The sequence below is a fragment of the Corynebacterium senegalense genome (genome assembly GCF_900411315.1).
GTDB classification, from domain to species: domain Bacteria; phylum Actinomycetota; class Actinomycetes; order Mycobacteriales; family Mycobacteriaceae; genus Corynebacterium; species Corynebacterium senegalense.
On record NZ_LS990891.1, the window covers coordinates 1 to 1,976 of the forward strand.

The 1,976-nt window shown below is 77.8% G+C and carries 2 protein-coding genes; one reads left to right on the plus strand and one right to left on the minus strand.

The window, feature by feature from the left end; translation table 11 throughout:
* The coding region (locus tag DYZ02_RS11185; RefSeq protein WP_181897000.1) for a S8 family serine peptidase at window positions 1-1,050 on the plus strand (1,050 nt) is incomplete at its 5' end.
* Here DYZ02_RS11185 and DYZ02_RS11190 read toward each other — a convergent pair.
* On the minus strand, window positions 1,044-1,976 hold a 933-nt coding region (locus DYZ02_RS11190; protein WP_147291524.1), incomplete at its 5' end, for a type VII secretion protein EccB. The genes DYZ02_RS11185 and DYZ02_RS11190 overlap by 7 nt on opposite strands.

A 1,976-nucleotide genomic window follows, 5' to 3' on the forward strand; every position in this document is an offset into this window, starting at 1 on the left:
GTGCCTGCCCCTCCGCCCTGGGCCGCGGAGCTGCGCCGCTTCGCCACCGGTGCCGGGGTGCGGGTGGCGGTGGTCGACACCGGGGTCAGCCCCTCCCCGGAGCTGGGCCGTCTCGTCGGCGGCGCGGACCTCGTCGCCCCCGACGCGCCGGACCCCCTGTTCGACTGCGATGGCCACGGCACGGTCGTCGCCGGGATCATCGCTGCGGCCACCACGGGGATCGCGCCGGGGGCGGAGATCCTGTCGGTCCGGCAGACCTCCGCCCATTACCGCAACCGCCGCGAGGGCGACGCCGTGGAGGCGTCGGGAAGCCTGCGTTCCCTGACGGAGGCGATCCACGCCGCGCTCGACGAGCACGCGCGCGTGATCAACGTCTCCGTGGTCTCGTGCGTCGACCGCCGCGACGCGGCTGCTGTCGACGCCTCAGCGCTTGACGACGCCCTCGGGCGCGCGGAGGCCGAGGGCGCGGTGGTCGTCGCCGCGGCGGGCAACGTCTCGGACACCTGCCCGCAGGGCGCCCACGTCTTTCCCTCCCATTCCCCGACCGTGCTCGCTGTGGGAGCGCGCGACGGCTCGCATACCGTCGCCGGCTTCTCCGTCGCCCCGCCCGCGGGCGCGCCGCTGCTGACGGCCCCCGGGACGGTGGACACCGGGCTGTCCTGGGCCGGCGGCGGGTTTGCCCGCGGCAGCGCGCCCGACCGCGACACCGTCACCCCGTTCACCGGCACCAGCTTTGCCACCCCGGTGGTCAGCGCGACGGCGGCACTGCTGCTGGAGCGCGACCCTCAGCTCAGCGCCGCCGAGGTCCGCCGGCGCATCGCGGACGCCGCGCAGCCGGCGGGCGGCGCGGTCGATCCGCTCGCCGTGGTGACCCACGTCCCCGACGCTGCGGAGCGCAGCGTCGAACCCCTCCGCCTCGCCCCCGCCTCCCGGCGGGTCTCACCCGCGCTGCAGCGGGCCGCACTGGTCGCCGGCGCGCTGTCCGCGGCCCTCGCGCTCGCCGGGGCCGCCGCCGTGGTGCGCCGCGAGTGGCGGAGGGGACGTCAGTAGACCGCGGTGAGCGCCGCCTCCCGGCTCAGCAGCTCGCCGCCGGGCAGAAGACGAAGGATCTCCCACGGGACGTGCTCGGTGTGCTCGGCGCCGATCACCTCCAGGGTCGCCCCGGACTCCACCTCGTGGCGCTGGCCGTGGATCGAGACGAGGTGGAACCCGTGTCCCGTGTCCACCGCCACCGCCCCGTCGCGCAGCCCCGCGAAGTGCGTCGCGGCCGCACCCCCGGACAGCCGAACCGCCCCCTGCGCCGGGGCCGCGGTCGCACCGCCGCGGTCCTCCCCGACGCACACGCCCTCCTCGGCGGGGTCCACCCAGTCCGGGGCTGCGCCGGGCAGGCGCAGATCGATGGGCGGGGAGGCGTCCGGGTAGGCGGCGAGGGCGTCGCGGGGGACGTCGCGAAGCACCGCCCCCGCTGCCCCCAGGATGTCCGCCTGCGTCGGCGAGAGGGACTGGACCCCGCCGCCCGGCGCGATGGCCCAGGCCCCCGCCTCGGTACGCAGCACCTCCGGCAGTGGGTCGGGCAGCTGCACCGGCGGGTGCTCCCTGAGGGCGCCCAGGACGGGCGCCGGGGGCTGCCAGCGCGGGGTGGAGGCGTCCACGCCCAGGGCGCGGCGCACCACCCTGCCCGCCGGGGAGTCGGGGGCGGGCAGCCTCGTCCGGCCCGACTCGGTGACGAGCCACTCACCGCCGTCCGCGGCAGCCAGCACTGCCCGGTCGGAACCCAGCAGGCGCGGCGCCTGCCCTGGCTCGACGGCGGAGACGGTGACGGAGGAGGGCGTACCCGCCCCGGTCGTGCAGACCGACCACGCCAGGTCGGCGGAGTCGGCGGGCGCGAAGAGCGACGGGGCGTTCGCGATGCCGACGGGTACCCCGCGCGGCATCGCGGCGAGGTGCTCCTCCCCCGCCCGCACCGGTTCCTCCGC